The 15,920-nt window shown below is 70.9% G+C and carries 12 protein-coding genes; 3 read left to right on the forward strand and 9 right to left on the reverse strand.

Translation table 11 applies throughout. The annotated features are described in order from the left end of the window. Nucleotides 1–148: 148 nt before the first annotated feature. The 4 genes from D7W79_RS24890 to mglB form a co-directional block, all read right to left on the reverse strand. Nucleotides 149–2,554, reverse strand: a complete 2,406-nt coding sequence (locus D7W79_RS24890; protein WP_120527887.1) for a tetratricopeptide repeat protein — start codon at nt 2,552–2,554, stop codon at nt 149–151. A 13-nt stretch (nt 2,555–2,567) separates the two neighbouring features. After that, the gene (locus D7W79_RS24895) at nt 2,568–3,362 is read right to left on the reverse strand and encodes a dihydrolipoamide acetyltransferase (RefSeq protein ID WP_120527888.1); all 795 of its coding nucleotides are present in this window, start codon (nt 3,360–3,362) and stop codon (nt 2,568–2,570) included. A gap of 108 nt (nt 3,363–3,470) precedes the next feature. After that, complete coding sequence (gene mglA / locus D7W79_RS24900) at nt 3,471–4,058, reverse strand: gliding-motility regulator Ras-like GTPase MglA (RefSeq protein ID WP_014394794.1); 588 nt, start codon at nt 4,056–4,058, stop codon at nt 3,471–3,473. Nucleotides 4,059–4,069: 11 nt separating this feature from the next. Further along, nucleotides 4,070–4,549 (reverse strand): gliding-motility regulator GTPase-activating protein MglB, encoded by a 480-nt coding sequence (gene mglB / locus D7W79_RS24905; RefSeq protein WP_002637270.1) that lies wholly within the window; start codon nt 4,547–4,549, stop codon nt 4,070–4,072. A gap of 223 nt (nt 4,550–4,772) precedes the next feature. Between mglB and D7W79_RS45835 the strand changes: the two genes are divergently transcribed. Genes D7W79_RS45835 through D7W79_RS24920 form a run of 3 tightly spaced genes read left to right on the forward strand, consistent with a single transcriptional unit; the run spans nt 4,773 to nt 10,234 of the window. Then, nucleotides 4,773–6,338 carry an MSCRAMM family protein gene (locus D7W79_RS45835; protein WP_120527889.1) on the forward strand — a complete coding sequence of 522 codons (1,566 nt, stop codon included), beginning with the start codon at nt 4,773–4,775 and terminating at the stop codon, nt 6,336–6,338. 47 nt (nt 6,339–6,385) lie between these two features. Next, the gene (locus D7W79_RS24915; protein ID WP_120527890.1) at nt 6,386–8,353 is read left to right on the forward strand and encodes a FecR family protein; all 1,968 of its coding nucleotides are present in this window, start codon (nt 6,386–6,388) and stop codon (nt 8,351–8,353) included. A gap of 3 nt (nt 8,354–8,356) precedes the next feature. After that, on the forward strand, nt 8,357–10,234 hold the full coding sequence (locus tag D7W79_RS24920; protein ID WP_120527891.1) for a protein kinase domain-containing protein: 1,878 nt from the start codon (nt 8,357–8,359) through the stop codon (nt 10,232–10,234). Between the two features lie 55 nt (nt 10,235–10,289). On the opposite strand, the gene recR is transcribed toward D7W79_RS24920, so the two are convergent. From recR to D7W79_RS24945, 5 genes are all read right to left on the reverse strand, one after another. Beyond that, complete coding sequence (gene recR, locus D7W79_RS24925; RefSeq protein ID WP_120527892.1) at nt 10,290–10,883, reverse strand: recombination mediator RecR; 594 nt, start codon at nt 10,881–10,883, stop codon at nt 10,290–10,292. 6 nt (nt 10,884–10,889) lie between these two features. Beyond that, nucleotides 10,890–11,207 carry a YbaB/EbfC family nucleoid-associated protein gene (locus D7W79_RS24930; RefSeq protein ID WP_120527893.1) on the reverse strand — a complete coding sequence of 106 codons (318 nt, stop codon included), beginning with the start codon at nt 11,205–11,207 and terminating at the stop codon, nt 10,890–10,892. Nucleotides 11,208–11,304: 97 nt separating this feature from the next. Further along, on the reverse strand, nt 11,305–12,660 hold the full coding sequence (locus tag D7W79_RS45195; RefSeq protein ID WP_244221948.1) for a DNA polymerase III subunit gamma/tau: 1,356 nt from the start codon (nt 12,658–12,660) through the stop codon (nt 11,305–11,307). Between the two features lie 337 nt (nt 12,661–12,997). Next, nucleotides 12,998–14,209 (reverse strand): DNA polymerase III subunit gamma/tau, encoded by a 1,212-nt coding sequence (dnaX, locus tag D7W79_RS24940; RefSeq protein WP_120527894.1) that lies wholly within the window; start codon nt 14,207–14,209, stop codon nt 12,998–13,000. A gap of 77 nt (nt 14,210–14,286) precedes the next feature. After that, nucleotides 14,287–15,825 carry a phytoene desaturase family protein gene (locus D7W79_RS24945; RefSeq protein ID WP_120527895.1) on the reverse strand — a complete coding sequence of 513 codons (1,539 nt, stop codon included), beginning with the start codon at nt 15,823–15,825 and terminating at the stop codon, nt 14,287–14,289. Nucleotides 15,826–15,920: the final 95 nt, after the last annotated feature.

Below are 15,920 nucleotides of genomic sequence, written 5' to 3' on the forward strand. Positions count from 1 at the left end.
GCCTTCGCGGGGGGGGAAGGCTCGGCGGGCGTGGAGGCCGGCGTGGAGGTCTTCTTGGCGGCCTGGCTGGGGGCCCTGGCCTTCGCGGCATGCGAGGCCAGCGGCGCGAGTGCCAGCAGGAGGGCGAGGGCAGGGCGGCGCAGGGCCATCAGTCCCCCCCTTCCGACGACAGGACGTCCTTGAACTCCGTGTCGAGCGCGCGCAGGGCGTCCGCCTTCTCCTTGGCGACCTTCTGGATGTTCGCCGCGTTGTCCTGCGTGCGGCTGAAGGCCACGTCCACCGTGCCGGTGTCGGCCTTGAGCACCAGGTCGTAGAACTGCTGCCGCACGCGGCGGAAGCTGTCGTAGGCGATGCGGCCCACCAGGTTTCGGGCGTCGCCGGACGCGGCGGCCACCTCCTGCTCGTAGCCCTGGAGCAGCGCCTGTTCCACGCGCACCTTGTCGCGGATGGACTTCACGCGGTGCTCCAGCCGCGCGCGCAGCGCCACCCGGGCCACCGCCACGCGGCCGCGCAGCGAGTCGATGCGCGAGCGCACCTGATGCATGCGCAGGAGCACGCGGGTGTCCTCGCCGGACAGCCGGCCTTCACCGGCGCGCAACAGGCCGTGCTCCTGCTGGAGCGCGGCGGAGTAGCGGGCGCGGATGGCGGCCTCGCCCTCCAGCGACGTGTCCGTGGACTGGCGCTCGGTCGCGAGCCGGGCGCGGGTGCGGTCCAGCTCCGCCTGCAAATCCCTCAGCGTGGCGATCTCCGCCTGCAGCTGCACCAGGAACTCGCGCTCCTCGGCGGGGTCCGCCTGCCGCTCGTCGCGCGTGTCCTCCACCCACTTGCGGATGGCGGCGGCGTTGGCGTGCAGGCTCTGCAGCTCGTAGCCCACGCGGAAGGCCTCGCGGTCCACCGCGTCCACCTTCGCCTGCATGCGCTGGCGGCGCGCTTCCAGTTCCTTGTTGGTGGTGGGCAGCGCCGCGAAGCGCAGCCGCTGGGCCTCGCGCGCGCCCTGGGCGACGAGCAGCTTCTCGCGCTCGGCAGGCGTCAGCTTCTCCTCCACCAGCGCGGCCTCCGCCTGCACCAGGGACTGCTCCACGGCGGTGAGCGCGGTGTCCACGGCCTCCGCGCGGACGTAGCCTTCCTGCAGCTCCGGGAACGCCTCCAGCCCGCGCGCGTCCAGCGCCTCCAGGATGCGCTCCGCGATGGCCTTCGCCTCGCCCGCGCCCTGACGGCCGCTGTCCAGGTCGCCCACCATCCGCACCGCGTCCGCGACCTCCTTCTGCGTGGACGCGTACTTCAGCGCCAGCGGGGGCAGGAGCGTGCTCACGTCCAGCGAGCGCTCGTTGCGCGCCAGCAGGTTGTCGAAGTACGCGACGGGGTCGTGGTTCACGCGCAGCAGCGCGTCCACCTTGTCGCGCGCGGGCATGAACATGCGCACCACGCCGTCATACGTCTCCAGCGCCTCGTCGTACTGGCGCAGCTTCTGGAGCAGGTGCCCCTGGAGGATGCGCGCCTCGGGCGCGAGCTGCGAATCCGGTGCGACGAGCAGCAGGATGTCCGTGGCGTTCTTCGCCTGCGTGAAGTCCTGCTTGCGCACGTACGTCCACGCGACCTCTAGCAGCGACTCCGGGAAGCGCTCGCTCTCGCGCGGAATCTGGCCGTAGTGGTCCAGCGCCTCGTCGTAGCGGCCCGTCTCGTACATCAGGCGGCCCAGCGACAGGAACGCGAGCTCGCGGAAGCGCTGGGCCTCCGCTTCCGCCAGGCCCGTGGAGACCACCGCGTCCGGACCGCTGCCCACGATGCGCTGGAACTGCGCGATGGCGGCCGGGTAGTCCCCGCTCTGCACGCTCAAGACGCCCAGGTGGTAGACGGCCTGCACGCGGAAGGCGCCGGGGCTTTGAGCCAGCGGGGCGAACAGCGCGCGCGAGCGCTGCTGGTGCTCCTCCGGCGACAGGTCCAGGCGCTTGAAGGTGCCGCGCGCGTGCACGTAGGCGATGTCCGGCGCCAGCACGCCGCCCGACAACTGGCGCGCCTTGTCCACGTACGCGTCGATGCCCTCGAACTGCTGGAGCCGGCCCGCCACCGCGAGGTAGCGGCTCACGGCCTCCTTGTAGCGCTGCGGCGTCAGGGGCAGCGCCAGCACGTCGCGCAGGTACACCCGCGCGCCGATGTCGTTCTTCTGCTGGTAGAGCGCGTCCGCCAGGTAGAAGACCGCCTCCGGGTAGCGCGGGTTCGCCTTGAAGTCCGGGTCGCTCACCAGGTCGTAGAAGAGGACGGACGCGGCGGCCCAGTCCCCCAGGAGCGAGTACACCTCGCCCTCGGAGAAGCGCTTGAGCTGCGAGTCGGTGCTGCTGGGCTCGGGGCGCTCCGTGAACTGCGTCTCCACGAAGCGCAGGGACTGCTCCGCCGCGCGCAGCTGCGCCTCCACCGCTTCCACGGAAGCGGCGCGCGTGCTGAGCGAGGCGGGCATGGGGGGCAGCGCGGTCCCCGGCTTGGGAGCCTGGGGCGCCGGAGCGGGCGCGGCCCCGAGGGACAGCGCGAGGGCCAGGGCGTGCAGCGTCGCGGTCACGGCCGTCTACTCCCTACTTCGGCTCGCTGGAGGTGGTGGCCGGAGCGGCGGGCGTGCCCGCGGCCCCTTCCGTCGCCGGAGGCGTGGGCCCGGGCGGCCGGTTCGCGCGCGTGTCCTTGGCCACCTCGATGTCGTAGCGCACCGCGGGCCGGTCCTTGAGGTCGGTGGTCAGGCCGCCCTTCTCCACGCCCACCACGTTCACCGTGGTGACCTTTCCGGACTCCGCGTTGAAGGTGTAACTGGATTGCACCTTGAACTTGTAGCCTTCCAGGTAGCTGAACACGCCGTAGCCGCTGCCCCGGTACACCAGGCGCACCGCGAGCTGGTGCTGGCCCGGCACGATGCGGCCGTTGAAGACCTCCAGCGACTGGTGCCGGTTCAGGTCTCCCTGCGTGTCCACCTGGGTGAAGATGGGCGCGCCGTCCAGCGCGTACACCACCGACTCCAGCTGGAACGCGTTGCCCATCTCGTTCTTGTGCACGAGCACCGCGCGGGCGCCGGTGGACAGCTCGCCGCCCATCACCGACTCCTGGAGCAGCAGCAGGCGCGCCTTGGAGCGGTAGATCTTCTCCTTCAGGTCGACGACCTGCTCCTCCAGCGTCTTCACGCGCGACGTGAAGGCTTCATCCGCCGTCTGGTCGCCAGCGGGCGCTGTCGCGGACGCGGGGGCCTGCGGCGACGCGGCGGCGGCCGGCGCGGCGGGAGGAGGAGAAGCGGGGGTGGGGGACGCACCTTGCGCGAACACCGGCCCGGGAAGGCCAGCGCTCAGGAGCGCGAGGAGACGAAAGGTGGCGGATGCGACGCGCACGGTACGACCTCGGAAGGCGGCTCTGCCCGACGGCACGAGGTCATACCATCCTTTTCCGGGGGCTGCCCGGTGGGGGGCAGCCCGCCGGGCAGGGGAGCAGGCGGAGTGTCAGCCGCCCTTGCGCAGCTCGGTGAGGACCAGCTTCGCCACGGCCTTGAGCGTGTCGAACACGCCCACGCCCGTGGGGGCCACGGCCTGGTACTCCGGGATGTTCCGCGGGTTGAGCGCCTTGCGCATCTCCTCCACGGTCACCGCGTTGGGCAGGTCGCGCTTGTTGTACTGCACGACGTACGGAATCTTGTTCAGGTCGTAGCCCTGCTCGGCCAGGTTGATGCGCAGGTTCTCCAACGACTCCATGTTGGCTTCCATGCGCTCGATCTGGCTGTCGGCGACGAACACCACGCCGTCCACGCCCTTCAAGATGAGCTTGCGGCTGGCGTCGTAGAACACCTGACCGGGCACCGTGTAGAGGTGGAAGCGCGTCTTGAAGCCGCGGATCTCACCGAGCGACAGGGGCAGGAAGTCGAAGAAGAGCGTGCGGTCCGTCTCCGTGGAGAGGGAGATGAGCTTGCCCTTCGTGTCCGCCGCGGTCTTGTTGTAGATGTACTGAAGGTTGGTCGTCTTCCCGCAGAGGCCCGGCCCGTAATAGACAATCTTGCAGTTGATTTCGCGGGATGAGTAATTGATGAAGGACATGGCTTCCCGGGTTACTCGCTGAAGAGGTTGTCGATATCGTCGTCGGAGATCTCGGCGAACGGCGAACCGGCTCCGGGGCTGTCGGTCTTCTTCACGAGGCTTTCGAAGATCTTCGTCAGCTCGTCGCTGGCCTTCTTGATGCGCAGGCGCACCAGGCCAAGACTCGTGCGGTTGTCGAAGATGACGACCAGCACCACGCGGCTGCCCACGATGGTCATGTAGAGGCTGTCCTTCGCCCCTTCATGGAACTGGTTGGGGAACTCGTTCTCCCCAATCAGCTTCGCGAGCCCGCCCATGGCGGCCACGTTGCCGGCCGTCAGCGACGCGAGCGACGTGGTGTCGATGTTCTGCGTCTGGCCGGCCGAGGAGATGAGCTGGCCGTTCTTGTCGACGAGGAAGACCACCTTCGCGTTCGCGTCCTTGGTGAGCCGGTCGCAAACGGCGTTGATCTTGGTGAACTCCTCTTCGTACATCACCAGTTGCGTGCCCATGGGCGTATGCGCTCCTCAGCGTTCGCTCGCCCCGCGCGCGGCGGCGCTCCGATGTTTCTGGAGTGAATCCCGGAGGTTAGACGAGGCGCTACCGACCGCCGTCATGCTTAGCAAAGCAGTTCCACTCCAGCAAGAAGCCAGCCGTGATCCGCGCCGCTTCTTGAAGGAATGACGGCCTCGCGGGTTGGGACACCTGCCCCTCTTCTCTATACTCTTCCGGGCCTTGCGCCGCCCGAGCCCCCTCACCGACATCCTCCCGCGCCTGCTCGTCCTCGTCCTGGCGCTCGCCTGTTCCGGGAGCGCCCGTGCGCAAGTTCCCGAGTCCGAGCGCGCCTCGCTGCGCTTCCGCTACGGCCTGTCCTCGCGCCAGGGTGAGCAGGTGGATGTAGGGCCCGGGCTCACCTACTCGGGGCTTGCGCCGAACGACGTGGCGCTGACGTTGATGGGCTGGGCGGGGACGTACCTGGGGGGCCAGGTGGATCTGCAGCGCGAGGCGTTCGAGCTTCGGGACGCGTCGTCGCGCGTGACGGGCGGCAGCCTGGTGCGCGGTTCGGTGGGGCCGCGCGGGCGCCTGTTTCTGGGCCCGGTGCGGCTGGAGCTGGGCGCGGGCTACGGCTTCGCGCAGCTGCCGCTGTTCGGTGGGTACACCTTCGCGCCGGTGTTGCAGCGGGGCGTGCGGCACGCGGCGCTGGTGTCCGCGCGGGTGCTGGTGGCGCTGCCGGCGCGGCTCCAGCTGGAAGCGCGGGGCGAGCTGCCGCTGACGCTCTCCGCGCACGCGGCGGATGGGCTGAAGGCGTCGTCGTCCGGCTACGTCGTGGGCGCGGCGCTGCTGTACCCGGTGGTGAGCCGGGATGGTTGGACGGGGCGCCTGCTCCTGGATGTGCAGCAGGCGCACGACACGATGGAGCTGGAGGCCAGCGGTCTGCGCTCCGAACAGCGGATGCGCCGCATCGGTCTGGGCTTCGAGGTCGCGCTGGGCGGTGAGGGCCGGGCGTCGCGAACCGTGGAGGGCCCGCGCCAGGGCTTCGTCGCGCTGAGCGTCGTGGACGCGGAGACGGGTGCGCCGCTCCCGGGCGCGCACGTCCGCGTGCCTTCCTTGAAGACTCCGGGCTCGGACGAGGAGCTGGTGGCGGACGCACAGGGCCAGCTGCGGGTCCTGCTTCCCGAAGGCTCGCAGTCCACCCAGGCGAGCGTGGACGGCTATGAGGACGCGACGGCGGTCGCCACCGTCAGTGGTGCCACGGAGAGCGCGCCCGTGCAGCTGCGCCTGCGCAAGAAGGCACCGGCCACGGGCTCCCTCAAGGTGAAGGTGGTGCAGGGCAGGAACAGCGCGCCGGTTCCGGACGTGCAGGTCGCTTCAGGCTCCGCCCGGCTGCGCACGGACAAGTCTGGCGAGGTGCTGCTGGAAGGGCTCGCGCCGGGGCCGGTGGCCGTGGCGATGTCGGCGCCGGGCTTCCGTGCCACGGAAGAGGCCGCGGTGGTGGTGGCGGGGCAGACGGCGGAGCTGGTGGTGGTGCTGGCCCAGGAGCGCAAGGGCGAGCTGGCCACGCTGGTGGGCCAGGTGCGCAGCGCTCGGAGCGGCAAGCCGCTGGTGGCGACGGTGAGCATTCCTCAAGCGAAGGTGCGCACGCGCACGGACAAGAGCGGCGCCTTCACCGCACGCGTCCGCGGCGGCACGTACCGCATCACCCTGTCCGCCACCGGGCACGTGACCCAGACGAAGATGGTCACGGTGCGCGAAGGCGAGCAGGCCATTCTCAACGTTGATCTGTTCCCGAGGCGCCGGTGAGTCGCGCGGTGCCACCGCGACGCCCGTCCGTCGTTGTCGAGGTTTCAGTGAGTCCTGTCCGCATCCTGGCGCTGTCGCTGCTCGTCCTGCTCTCCGGCTGTTCGGGGTGTGAACGCGAGGAGGCGCCGAAGCCTCCGCCCGTGGTGGAGGTGGACGCGGGGGCCGTCGTTCCCATCGGGCGACTGGAGGGGCTGTCCGGCGACGTGCGCCTGGAGCGCGGCGGCAAGGTGGGCCCGGCGGTGGAGGGGCCGCTGCTCGCGGGCGACGCGGTGGAGACGGGCGAGCAGGGCTCCGCGACGGTGCGCTTCCCGGGTGGCCGGACGGTGGAGGTGGGCAGCGAGGGCCGGTTCGCGCTGGGCTCGGATTCGACGGGCATCGTGATGAAGGTGGAGCGCGGCATCGTGCTGTCGCGCGTACCCGCGGGCGGGAAGGCCGACAGCGCGGGCTCCAAGGTGACGTTGAACATCCTCACCCCCTTCGGCCTGACGCGCGTGGGGCCGGATCCGTCGGAGGTGAAGGTCGCGGTGGCGGAGGACTCGGCGAGGGTGGAGGTGAAGCTGGGCGCCATCGAGCTGGTCTCCAAGGACGGCAAGACGCTGCGCGCGGCGCAAGGCGACGCAGTGGACCTGACGCGCGAGCGCGCGGAGGTGGTGCCCGCGGCCCCGCGCATCGTGGAGCTGGCGCCCATCGCGGTGACGGTGCGCGCGACTTCCGGCAACGCGGAGGTGAAGTCGAAGGACACGGGCCGCTGGCGCAAGGTGCGCCGCGACGGCGAGGTGCTGGCCTTCGGCGACGGCGTGCGGGCGAAGGGCGGCGAGGCGGTGCTAACGCTGAAGGACAGCGGCTCGGTGCTGACGCTCGCTCCGGGCGCGGAGGCGGTGCTGGAGAGCGCGGGGCAGCAGGGCACCATCGACGAGGCGCGCGTCAACCTGCTCCAGGGTCTGCTGGCCGTACAGCTCGCCATGGGGCGCCAGAGCCGCGTGGTGCTGCCGGAGATGACGGTGGAGTCCGGCAGCGGGGCGCGGCTGGAGATCCGCCGCACCGGCTCAGGCATGCAGGTGGCGGCGCACACGGGCGACGTGACGCTGCGGCGGGGAGAAGCGCGGCAGGAGCTGCGCGCCGGTGAGCGCGCGACCGTGGCCACGGACGGCACCGCGAAGGTGGAGCCGCTGGACGCGGCGGTGGTGGCGGTGGGCCCGGGCGACGGCACGGAGGTCTTCCACCGGGGTCTTTCAGAGGTGGCGCTCACCTGGGAGGGCGAGGGTGACGCGGTGGTGGAGGCGGCGCAGGACGCGGCCTTCAAGCGCCCGGTGCTCTGGGGCCGCGTGCACCGTGCTTCCGTCAACGTGTCCGCGCTGGCGCGGGGCACGCTGTACTGGCGGGCGCGCAAGGAGGACGGCACGCAGCTGGCTGCGGGCAGCGTCCACTTCGCCCCGGAATCCCCCACGAGCTCGCTGGCGCGGGTGCGCAACGTGGTGCCGGAGGGGCCGGAGAAGACGACCATCTTCTATCAGGACAAGCCCCCGGCGGTGACGTTCACCTACGGGGAGGAACCGCGGGCCCATATCTATCGCGTGGCGGTGTACAAGGCGGGCTCGCTGGCGACGCCCGTGGTGCAGCGCACGGTGTCGGAGCCGCGCGCCGCGCTGGAGGCGGGGGCGCTGGGCGAGGGCAGCTACCTGTGGTCCGTCACGCCGCTGTCGCAGGCGGGCGCGGCCCTCAAGGGTGGGCGGATGAACAAGCTGGAGCTCGTCTATGACAACTCCGTGGTGGGGCTGGTGGTGGACAGCCCGCGCCAGGGTGCGTCCGCGGCGGAGAAGGTGCGGGCCTCGGGCGTGGCGCCCGTGAATGCCCGCCTGTCCATCAACGGACGGGCCGTGCCCCTGGACGCCAAGCACCGCTTCGATACGTGGGTCCCCCCCATGGGAATGCCCCCCCTGCTGGTGTTTAAGATGACGCGACCCGGTGCCCCGGACGTACTCACGGTGCGCACCCTGAAGCCGCGAGGACCTTGAGGGATGGCACAGCCCAACGTTCCCATTCCGGATCCCGCCGGCGCCTCGACCGCGCCCATCCTCCAGCACTACGGACAGTACGTCCTCGTGCGCAAGCTGGCCGAGGGAGGCATGGCGGAGATCTTCCTCGCCAAGCTGCTGGGCGCGGACGGCTTCGAGCGCAACGTGGTGCTCAAGCGGATGCTGCCGACGCTGTCCGCCATCCCCGACTTCGTGGAGATGTTCCGCGACGAGGCGCGGCTCGCGGCGAAGCTGTCGCATCCGCACATCGTGCAGATCCACGAGCTGGGCTTCACGGAGGGCTGCTACTACATCTGCATGGAGTACCTCGCGGGCGAGGACTTTTCCACGACGCTGCGGCTCGCGGGCCGGCGCCGCCAGTACGTGCCGCTGCCGGTGGTGGTGCGAGTGCTCATCGACGCGGCGAGAGGCCTGCACTTCGCGCACACCTTCACCAACGAGCAGGGCCAGCCGCTGCACGTGGTGCACCGGGACGTGTCGCCTTCCAACCTGTACGTGACGTACCAGGGCCAGGTGAAGGTGCTGGACTTCGGCATCGCCAAGGCCGAGTCGCGCCTCGTGCAGACGCGCACCGGCGTGGTGAAGGGCAAGTACATCTACATGGCGCCGGAGCAGGCGCAGGGCAAGGAGGTCGACCACCGCGCGGACGTGTTCTCGCTGGGGGTCAGCCTCTACGAGGCCGTCACGCACGTGCGGCCCTTCTCCCGCGAGAACGACCTGGCGGTGCTCAACGCGCTCCTTCAGTGCGACTTCGAGAAGCCGCGCGCGCTCCGGGCGGACCTGCCGGCAGGCCTGGAGGCCATCATCCTCAAGGCCATGGCGTTCAAGCCGGAGGACCGGTACGCGACCGCGGAGGACTTCGCGGTCGCCCTGGAGGCCTTCGCCACGGAGCTCCAGGGCGGGGCCGCGGGCGCTCCGGCGCTGGGCACGTTCCTGCGCCAGCACTTCGGCGAGGAGCGCGTCACGGAGAAGACGCGCATCCCCACGCTGGCCACGCTCACCGCCGCGCGCCCGACGGACCCCGAGTTCGCGGCGATTGCCCAGCCGGCCGTTCCGGGCACGAACACGTACGGGCAGCAGGTGTCCCGCCCGAGCGGCACGGGCGTGAAGGCGCTGACCACGCTGAACAGGTCCGCGCCGGTGCAGGCCCCCGCGCCGGAGGTCGTGGCGAGCACGCCTCCCACGAAGCCCGCGTCCCGGCGCTGGCTCGCGGGGGTGGTGGGTGGCGTGGGGCTGGTGCTCGCGGGCGCGGCGTTCGTCATCGCGCGGCCGGGTGGTTCGGCTGCGGGTGGCACGCCTCCGGCCCAGGTGCAGCAGGCCGCCGCGCCCGTGGCCAACGGGATTCCTCCAGCGGTGGTGCAGGCCCCGGCGGTCGCGGCCCAGGGTTCTCAGACTCCGGCCACGCCGACGCCCGAGGGGACGGAGGCCCAGGTCCCTGAAGAGGCCACCCCCGGTTCCGTTCCGGGCGGTGACGCGGTGGCGGCGTCCGTGACGGATTCACCCCACGTGGATGAGGGGACGGAGGAGACGCCCACTCGCAAGACGGTGACGAAGCCGGCGGTGAAGGGGCGCGTGTCGCTGGGCATCGAGGACATCCAGCGCGTGGTGTCCAACGGCCGCTCGAAAATCACGGGCTGTTTCGAGCGCTACAAGTCCGACCTGCCGTCGGCCGCGGGCGAGGTGCAGGTGCAGCTCACCATCGTGTCCTCCGGCAAGGTGCGCGCGGGCACGCGCGGCCCGCTGGCGTCCACGGCCGTGGGCCGCTGTCTGGAGACGCAGGCCGAGAACCTGCGCTTCCCGGCGCACCGTGACCAGGAAGTCACCGTGCTGATGCCGTTCTCGTGGAAGGTGACGCAGTAGCCGCTGGTGAGGCGGTTTCCGTCCCGCGCTCAGCGCGTGGGACGGAGCAGGGCCGTCACAGGTCGCGACGGGCGGACAGCGCCTTGGCGAGCGTGGCCTGGTCCGCGAACTCCAGGTCGCCGCCCATGGGCAGGCCCTGGGCGATGCGCGTCACCCTCAGGCCCAGCGGCTTGAGCAGGCGCGTGAGGTAGAGCGCGGTGGCCTCGCCCTCGATGTCCGGGTTGGTGGCGAGGATGATCTCCTCCACCCGGCTGTCGTTGAGGCGCTCCAGCAGTTCCTTGATGCGCAGCTGCTCCGGGCCCACGCCTTCCAGCGGGGACAGCACGCCGTGCAGCACATGGTAGCGGCCCTTGAACTCGCGGGTGCGCTCCAGCGCCATCAGGTCGGAGTAGGTCTCCACGACGCACAGGGCGCGCTCGTCGCGGCGGTTGTCGCGGCAGAAGCCACACAGCTCCGAGTCGGTGAGGGAGAAACAGCGCACGCACAGGTGCACCTTCTCCTTCACCTCGCGGATGGCCTGCGAGAGGTCCACGGCGAACTCGCCCGGCGCCCGCAGGATGTGGAACGCGAGGCGCTGGGCGGTCTTCTCACCAATGCCCGGCAGCTTCGCGAGCTGGGCGACCAGGCGGTTCAGCGGATCGGGGGTCATCCGTCTTTAATTAATGCCGGGGATCTTCACGCCGCCGGAGATCTTCGCCAGCTCCGCGTTCATGTGCTGACGGCTGTTCGCCAGGGCAGCGTTCACGGCGGCGGTGATGAGGTCCTCGAGCATCCCGGGGTCGTTGGGGTCGATGGCGCTCTTGTCGATCTTGATGCTGCGGATCTCCTGCACGCAGTTGGCGACGACCGTCACGCGGCCCTCGCCGGACTTCGCCTCGACGGTCTCGTCCGCCAGCTGCTTCTTCCGCTCCTCGATCTTCTCGGTGAGCTTGTTCGCCTGCCGGATGAAGTAGTTCAGGTCGATGCCGGGCATGTGCTTCCTCGGTCCCCGGCCGTGGGAGCGCGCGCCGTCATGGCGCCGCTCGGAGCAGGGACGTTGCCGCGCACCCTAGCGGGGCCGCGCGGCGTTGTCAGTCGTCAGGAGCGGCGGGGACGTCCGGGAGGTTGGCCGGTGGCCGCTCGGGCTCGTAGACCTGGATGTGCTCGATTTCGCCGCCCAGCATCTTGAGGATGGAGCGCACGGCGGCGTGGGAGCGCACCTTGCCCTCGGTGCTCTTCTCGTGGGTGGCGCGGCTCTGGGTGTCCTGCTCGGAGAGGCTCAGCCCCATGCCGCCCGGGAGGACGTCCTGGGTCTGGGGCACGTCCATGATGGTGAGCTTCACGGCCCGGCCGAAGTGCGAGGCCAGCGCCGCATCCACTGCGGCCTTGCCCGCGGGGGCCGTCACGGCGGCCTTGTGGAAGGCGGCGGAGGGCGGATAGCCCAGGACGATTTCGCCCGCCTTCATGGACTGGAGGCGGCCGTTGGCGAGCGCCGTACCGTGGCGCACGGACGCGGCCTTCACGGTCTCCACGGCGGCGCGCCAGCGCTCGGGCAGGGAGCGGTTGGGGTTGTCGCGGCTGGTGGCGACGGGCGCCATCGCGGGCGGTGGTTCGGGCTCCGGAGGCTCCGGTTCAGCGGGGGCGGCTTCCGCGACGGGGATGCACTCACCGGAGGCACAGCCTTCGGCGGAGCCTTCTTCCGGGAACATGCGCTCGTCCACGTCCTCGTCGCCGAGCGACGGAGGTTCGGGCGGAGCCACGGGCTCCGGCTTGCGCATGTTGGTGATGCGTACGGTGGGCCCGGCTTCGGGCGCGCGAGCGGCGGGCGTGGGCTCCGGCACTGGAGCCGGGGGCTGGGCGCCGCCGTTGCGGAGGAAGGAGAGGGGACGGGCCGCGGACGGGGGCAGGTCGTCCATCACGACGGCCGGAGCCGGAGGGGACTCCATCGCAGGGGCCGCGCCGCCGCCATTGCGGAGGAACGACAGCGGACGCGCGGCGGAGGGCGACAGGTCGTCCATCACCACCGGCGCGGGAGGCACGGCGGCGGGCGTCGGAACGGGGGCACCCGCGGCGCCACCATTGCGCAGGAAGGAGAGAGGACGGGCCGCGGAGGGGGACAGGCCCTCCATGAGCACGGCGGGAGGCGTCCGCGTGGCCACGGCGGAAGCACCGGCCTGGGGCGGCTCCACTGCACGCGTGACGACCGTGGGCGGTGCGCCGTCGTGCGCCGTGGGTGCGCCGCGAGCCTCGAAGGACTGGGGCGCGGGAGTCGTCCGGGCGGCTGCGTCTTGAGCGCCGAAGGGACGAGGACTGGCGCCTGCGTAGGCCGCGGGACCCTGGGCCTCGCGCGAATGTCCGTTGGCGGCCGGGTGGACCGCTGGGCCTGCTGCGTCGAAGGTGCGAACGGTGGCGCCCGCGTGGGTGGACGGACCCTGCGCATCCGTCATGCGCGGCGAAGCGCCGGTGAGTGCGGATCCAGCCTGTGGCTCGAAGGGACGAGACGGCGCTCCCGCGTGCGCGGACGGGACCTGCGCATCGACCGGATGAGACGGCGCTCCCGCGTGCGCGGACGGGACCTGCGCATCGACCGGACGTGACGTCGCCCCTGTGTGCGCGGAGGGGCTCCGTACGTCGGCCGTGCGTGGCATGGCCCCCGCGTGCGCGGAGGGGCTCTGAACGTCGGCCGTGCGTGGCATGCCCCCCGCGTGCGCGGAAGCCCCCTGCGCTTCGACAGGGCGCGGAGCTACCGCTACGGGGGCCGACGCGCGGACTTCAGTCTGGACCTCAGACGCGAAAGTTCGCGGGACCGGAGCGACCTCCCGGCGCTCCGGACGTGTTCTTCGCGGCGCCTTCCGCGCCAAGTCCCGCGGACAGCCGCTCCACGCGGGCCAGCAGGTCGGGAATCGAACCGGCCGGGGACAGCTGGATGGCCTTGAGCAGCGCCATCTCCAGCGCCAGCCGGGGCTGCGCCGCTCGTGACACGTCCCAGATGCAGCCGTGCACGATGTCGAACAGCCGGGACAGCTGCGCGGTGTCCGCCTCCTTCGCGAGCGCCAGGAGCGCCTTCTGCTCGGACTCGGCCAGCTCCGCGGGCGCTTCGCCCAGCGACTTCGTCACGAAGAGGTGACGCAGCTGCAGCGCCAGCTCCTCCGCCAGCCGCTTCAGGTCCAGGCCCCGGTTGAACACCTCGTCCACGCGGCCCAGCACGCGCTTCGCGTCCTTGCGGACCAGTGCCTCCGCGAAGTCCTGCACCACCGTGCGGTCGATGGCGCCCATCGCCTCCGCGACGGCCTCGTCCGTGGGGTTGGGACCGCACGACGCCAGGATCTGGTCCAGGAGGCTCAGCGCGTCGCGCATGCCGCCTTCGGACTGGCGCACCACCAGCGACAGCGACTGCTCGGAGATGCCCGCGCCTTCCGCCTGGCAGATCTCCTTCAGGCGCTGGAGCATCCGCGCCGCGGAGATGCGCCGGAAGTTGTGCCGCTGGCAGCGCGACAGGATGGTGTCCGGGAGCTTGTGCGCCTCCGTCGTCGCGAAGATGAACTTCACGTGACCGGGCGGCTCCTCCAGCGTCTTCAGGAGCGCGTTGAACGCCGCCCCCGAGAGCATGTGGACTTCGTCGATGATGTAGATCTTGTGGCGGTCGCGCTGCGGCAGGTACTTCGCGTTCTCGCGAATCTCGCGCACGTTCTCGACGCCGTTGTTGGACGCACCGTCGATCTCCGCCACGTCCACGCTGGTGCCGGCGGTGATTTCCGTGCACGCCCGGCAGGTGCCACACGGGGTCGCCGTGGGCCCCTGCTCACAGTTGAGGGCCTTGGCGAGCAGGCGGGCGGCCGTCGTCTTGCCCACCCCGCGAGGGCCACAGAACAGGTACGCATGCGCGACCCGGTCCATCTTGATGGCATTCCCGATGGTCCGGACCACGTGCTCCTGGCCGGTCATGTCATCGAACTTCTGCGGGCGCCATTTACGGGCGAGGACGAGGTAGCTCATGGGGACAGTCATCTAAACACGGCGGGCCGAATGATCCATGGAACGTCCATTCCGCCCGCCGTGAACCGCACTCCCTGTCAGCGTCCGAGCGCCTGTAGCACCACGTTGGCCGCGTTGTGCCCCGCCGCCCCGATGACGCTGCCCGCCGGGTGGCAGCCCGCGCTGCAGAAGTAGAGCCCCTGCACCGGCGTCTCATAGGGCAACCGGTCGGTGAACCCGCGCTTGTTGTCCACATGATGGATGTGGCCGCGGGTGATGCCGAAGTGGGACTCAATCTTGGGCGGCGTGAGCGCGAAGTACTCCTGCACCAGGTCGCTGGTGCCGGGCGCGAAGCGGTCGCAGATGGACAGCAGGTGCTTCACGTACCGCGCCTCCTCCTTCTCCCAGGTGGTGCCCTCCAGCTTCTCCGGCACCCACTCCACGAAGAGGGCGGAGTTGTGGTGCCCTTCCGCGTCCTTCAGGGTCGGGTCCACCGTGGTGTGCACGTACCACTCGATGGAGGGGAACTCCGCCAGCCGCCCCGCCTTCGCCTCCTTGTAGCCGTGCGCCAGCGCCCCCAGCACGTCGTCCTCCTGGGGCAGCAGGTGGATGGTGGGCCCGAACTGGCCCCGGTCCTCCGGCAGGCAGGTGAAGGTGGGCAGCGACTTGAGGCACAGGTTCACCTTCAGCGTGGTGCCCGGAGCGGACAGCCCGTCCACCTTGCGGCGGTAGGCCTCCGGCAGCGCCGCGGTGTCCACCAGCTTCAGCGTGCGGAAGGGATCCGCGTTGGAGACGACGACCTTCGCGGACAGCTCCTCTCCGCCCTCCAGCACCACGCCCTTCACCACGCCGCCGTCCACGCGCACCGACGCCACCTTCGCGTTCGTGCGCAGCTGGGCGCCGTGCTTGCGCGCCAGCGCCGCGATGCGCTGGGTGACGGTGCCCATGCCGCCTTCGACAATCATCCACGTGCCGCCGCTGCCCGGCAGCCGGCAGAGGTTGTGCACCAGCAGGTTCATGCCCGTGCCCGGCGTGTCGTAGCCGCCGTCCAGGCCGGAGAACGCGTCGGTGACGGCATACATCGCCTTCACGAAGTCGGACTTGTAGCCGAAGCGCTCCAGGTACTCGCGCGCCGTGCCGCGACACAGCCGGATGAAGTGCTGGCGCAGGGCAGGGCGCACGTAGCGCTCCGCCGTCTCCTCCAGCGACAGGGGCGGCAGGAGCCACGCGGGCGCCAGGTCCTCGCGCAGCGCTCCCAGCTCCGCGTTCATCGCGACGTGGGCGTTCCAGTCCGCCTCGGAGAAGAACTCGCGGAACTGCCGCTCCAGCTCCCGCTCATCCGAGCCGAAGAGCAGGTAGCGCTTGTCCATCGTGGGCAGGAAGTAGTGTGGGTCGCGGCGCTTGAGGGGCAGCTCCAACTGGAGCTCCTGGAGCAGCTCCGGCGGCATCAGCCCCAGGAGGTACGCGCCCGTGGAGACGCCCAGCTTCGGGGCGGTGCGGAACGGGTACTCCGTCTTGCACGCGCCGCCCACCTGGTCCTTCTCCTCCAGCACGGTGACCGACAGGCCCCGGCGCGCGAGCATCGCCGCCGCGACAAGTCCGTTGTGGCCCGCGCCCACCACGATGACGTCTGGCATGGTCTTCCTCCTTGGGGGAAAAGGCCGTTCCTACCCGAGCCGCGGCCTCCCCGACAAACACCGCGCGTCTTGCGCTGGACGTCGGGTCCAGAAAG

It is taken from the genome of Corallococcus exercitus (assembly GCF_003611585.1).
In the GTDB taxonomy this organism is placed as follows: Bacteria; Myxococcota; Myxococcia; order Myxococcales; family Myxococcaceae; genus Corallococcus; species Corallococcus exercitus.